General features: G+C 64.9%; 4 protein-coding genes and 1 pseudogene. 4 read left to right on the top strand and 1 reads right to left on the bottom strand.

Annotation, left to right across the window (positions count from 1 at the left end; translation table 11 throughout):
* Nucleotides 1–571: LysR family transcriptional regulator (locus AC1DT2_RS17345; RefSeq protein WP_477297703.1), on the bottom strand; the 571-nt coding region annotated here is incomplete at its 3' end.
* A gap of 233 nt (nucleotides 572–804) precedes the next feature.
* Here AC1DT2_RS17345 and AC1DT2_RS17350 point away from each other — a divergent pair.
* The 4 genes and pseudogenes from AC1DT2_RS17350 to AC1DT2_RS17365 all read left to right on the top strand — a co-directional run.
* The gene (locus tag AC1DT2_RS17350) at nucleotides 805–1818 is read left to right on the top strand and encodes an aldo/keto reductase (RefSeq protein WP_477297704.1); all 1014 of its coding nucleotides are present in this window, start codon (nucleotides 805–807) and stop codon (nucleotides 1816–1818) included.
* A gap of 70 nt (nucleotides 1819–1888) precedes the next feature.
* A pseudogene (locus tag AC1DT2_RS17355) lies at nucleotides 1889–2989 on the top strand (NADH:flavin oxidoreductase/NADH oxidase); the annotation flags it as partial.
* Between the two features lie 154 nt (nucleotides 2990–3143).
* Nucleotides 3144–3605 carry a nuclear transport factor 2 family protein gene (locus tag AC1DT2_RS17360; protein ID WP_063571900.1) on the top strand — a complete coding sequence of 154 codons (462 nt, stop codon included), beginning with the start codon at nucleotides 3144–3146 and terminating at the stop codon, nucleotides 3603–3605.
* Nucleotides 3605–3908: TetR/AcrR family transcriptional regulator (locus tag AC1DT2_RS17365; RefSeq protein ID WP_477297706.1), on the top strand; the 304-nt coding region annotated here is incomplete at its 3' end. The genes AC1DT2_RS17360 and AC1DT2_RS17365, both read left to right, overlap by 1 nt.

Genomic DNA, 3908 nt, shown 5'->3' on the forward strand with positions numbered 1-3908 from the left:
CATTGAACGAGCGGCCCAGGTTGAAGACTAGGCAGTTGTGCGCGGCCAGATCGTCGGGTGTCGTCGGCATACCGTGGCGCTCCAGGTAGGCGGGAGAGGCGAATACGACGTAACCCGCTTCACTGATCTTGCGTGCCTTGAGGCCGGAGTCGGGCAACACGCCCACACGGATGGCGACGTCGGCGCGGTCTTCCACCAGATCCACGATGCTGTCGTTGAGCGAGAGGTCCAGCTCCACCAGGGGGTAGGCGGCGAGGAATTCCGGAATCAGCGGGACGATCTTGCGCACGCCGAAGGATACCGAAGCGTTCACACGCAGCTTTCCCGAGGGCGCCGCCGCGCCGCCATGGGCGACAAGACGTTCGGTCTCGTCGATATCGGCCAATACCCGCAAGGCGCGCGCGTAATAGGTTTCGCCTTCCGGGGTGAGCTGCAGGGTACGCGTGGTGCGCACGATCAGTCGTGTGCCGAGCCGGCTTTCCAGTCGCGCCACGAGTTTGCTGATCGCCGAGGGCGACAAGCCGAAACTCCGTGCCGCGCCCGCGAAGCTGCCGGACTGGACGACCCGCATGAAGGCCTCCATTTCTCCCGCGCGGTTGTCCATAAATCACCTATTCGTGAATCGAGGGCATGAGTGTCGATAGCCGGGCCCGTCTTGCCGCTGGCACCGTCGGGTTCCATATTACTCGTCGTAAGCCGTGGCGGCGCCCGCTGGCGCACGGGAGAGTGAGGTCGTTCCTGGTCATATTCGTGATGATACGGAACGAATCCCGCCACGGTACCCATTCGATCTGGAGACACACCATGACCATCCGCGACAAACTTCTGGCTGGCCCGTTGGGCTTCGGTACCGCCCCGCTGGGCAACATGTTCCGCAACATTCCCGAGGACGAGGCTGCCGCCACCGTCGAGGCCGCCTGGGAGCAGGGCACCCGCTTCTTCGACACCGCGCCGTTCTATGGCGCCGGCCTCGCCGAGATTCGTCTGGGCCAGATGCTGGCCAGGCACCCGCGTGACGAATACACCTTGAGTACCAAGGTCGGTCGTATCGTTCTGGACGAGCTGGAAACCGGCGCCCGGGACCTGGGCGAGAAGGGCGGCGTGTTCGAGCATGGCCGTCCGAACAAAGTCGTCGACGACTACACGGAAAAAGGCACCTACCAGTCCATCGAGGACAGCCTGAAGCGCATGAGCGTCGGTCATATCGATTTTGTCTGGGTGCACGACATCGCGCAGGACTTCTACGGCGACGAGTGGCTGGGCAAGTTCGAGATCGCACGCACCGGCGCGTTCCGCGCGCTGGATCGCATGCGCGACGAAGGCGTCATCAAGGGCTGGGGCCTGGGCGTGAACAAGACCGAGCCGGTGGAACTCCTGCTGGGCCTCGCTAACGCACGACCGGATGCCACGCTGCTCGCCGGGCGCTACACATTGCTCGATCACGCCCACGCGCTCCAGCGCCTGATGCCAGCGGCTGCCGCAAAGGGCGTCGACATCGTCGTCGRCGGCCCGTACAGCTCGGGCATCCTGGCCGGTGGCGCCCACTTTGAATACCAGGCGGCGTCGCCGGAAATCATCGCTCGCGTCGAAAAGATCAAGGCGCTGGCCACCCGCTACGACGTGCCGGTGAAGGCGGCGGCGGTGCAGTTCGTGCTGGCCCATCCTGCGGTGGCGGCGGTGATTCCCGGTGCCAGCAAACCATCGCGTATTGCCGAAGACCACGCCGCGCTCAAGGCGATCATCCCCGTCGACTTCTGGCGCGAGATGCGCCAGCAAGGCCTCGTGTCGCCGGAAGCGCCGTTGCCCGGCGACGCCTGAGCGCCCTTTTTTTCAAGCAACCGATACCCCAACACGGGTATCAAGTATCTGGTTTCCAAGGAGACACCCCATGGCGCAACCCGCGCTGTTCAAACCGATCCGTGTACGTAACCTCGACCTGACCAACCGGATCGTGATCGCGCCAATGTGCCAGTACTCGGCCGTGGACGGCCAGATGAACGACTGGCACYTGATGCACCTGGGTCAGCTCGCCAACTCGGGCGCCGCCCTGGTGACGATCGAAGCCACGGCCGTGCTGCCCGAGGCGCGGATCACCTGGGCCGACGTGGGCTTGTACGACGACGCGACGGAAGCCGCCATGCGGCGCACGCTGGAAGGCGTGCGCAAGTGGTCCAACGTGCCCATCGCGATCCAGCTCAACCACGCGGGGCGCAAAGCGTCGACTGACACACCCTGGGTCGGCGGCGCCCAGCTGGCGCCGGATGACGCCCATGGTTGGCAAACCGAGGCACCGTCGGCCGTGGCCTTCCTCGACGACTATCTGCCGCCCACGGCGCTGGACCGTGATGGCCTGGACCGTGTCCGCGACGCATTCGCCGCCGCTGCGGTGCGGGCCGCGCGGCTGGATATCGATGTGGTCCAGTTGCACGGGGCGCATGGCTACCTGCTGCATCAGTTTCTCTCGCCGATCTCCAACCAGCGGACCGACGAATACGGCGGGTCGCTGGAAAACCGCATGCGTTTCCCCCTCGAGGTATTCGACGCCGTCCGCGCAGCTTTCCCCGCCGATCGTCCCGTCACGATGCGCGTGTCGGCGACGGATTGGGTCGAGGGCGGCTGGGATCTGGAGCAGACCCTCGTGTTCGCCCGTGCCCTCGAAGACCACGGCTGCGATGCCATCCATGTGTCGACGGGCGGTCTCGATGCCGCGCAGAAGATCCCTGTGGGCCCCAGCTACCAGGTGCCCTTCGCCCGCGCGGTGAAGCAAGCCGTAAAGATGCCCGTCGTGGCCGTCGGCCTGATCACCGAAGCCGAGCAGGCGGAGGCCATCGTGGCCACAGGCGACGCGGACATGATCGCTCTGGCGCGCACGGTGCTGTTCGATCCACGGTGGCCCTGGCACGCGGCTGCCCAGTTGGGCGGGCAGATTCACCATCCGCCGAAGCAATACCTGCGGTCACAGCCGTCGCGTTTCCGGCATCTGTTCGCTGTGCCGGAACATATGGCCGCCGAGGCGGGCTGGGCCGAAGACGGTGAAGGTCGTCTGCTTTAACCCGCTTACGGACTGCTGCGACAAGATGCGCCAAGCGCGCCAGTGTACCGATCGGTACACTGGCGACTACTCAACGCTGGAGTGCCTCCCGATGGCCGCGCCTGTCCCTCCGTTCAATCACGAATCCGCCGTGCAGAAGGTCCGTCTTGCCGAAGACGGCTGGAATAGTCGCGACCCTGCCAGGGTGGCCCTCGCTTACACCGTCGACAGCCAGTGGCGGAATCGCGCCGAGTTCGTCACCGGCCGCGAGGCAGTCGTCGCCTTCCTTACGCGTAAGTGGCAGAAAGAGCAGGATTACCGGTTGATCAAGGAGCTGTGGGCCTTTACCGGCGATCGCATCGCCGTGCGCTTCGCCTATGAATGGCACGACGACAGCGGTAACTGGTTCCGCTCCTACGGTAACGAGAACTGGGAGTTCGACGCCGCAGGCGAGATGCACCATCGCTATGCATGCATCAACGATCTCCCCATCGCCGAGAGCGAGCGCAAGTTCCACTGGCCGCTGGGACGTCGTCCGGATGATCACCCGGGTCTCTCCGACCTGGGACTCTGATGGCCCGCGTCGTCTTCGAACGAGCCGATGTCATACCCCTGGTCGCGGATGCCTTCCGCGAGCTGGGGTATGACGGCGCGAGCATGAGTCGGATCACGGAGCGCACCGGGCTGGGCAAAAGCAGCCTTTATCATTTCTTCCCCGGCGGCAAGGAGGAGATGGCGGCGGTCGTGCTGGACGATGTCGACGACTGGTTCGAGCGACATATCTTCGTGACCTTGCGTGAGGGTGAGCCGCATGGGGCCATCGCCGCCATGTGGTGTGAGGTGGACAGGTATTTCCAGTCCGGAGGCCGCGTATGCC

It is taken from the genome of Luteibacter sp. P4_E6 (assembly GCF_056401535.1).

What these genes read in the sequence shown, in the direction of transcription:
- AC1DT2_RS17360 (WP_063571900.1), top strand. Translation starts at nt 3,144, where the DNA reads ATGGCCGCGCCTGTCCCTCCGTTCAATCACGAATCCGCCGTGCAGAAG.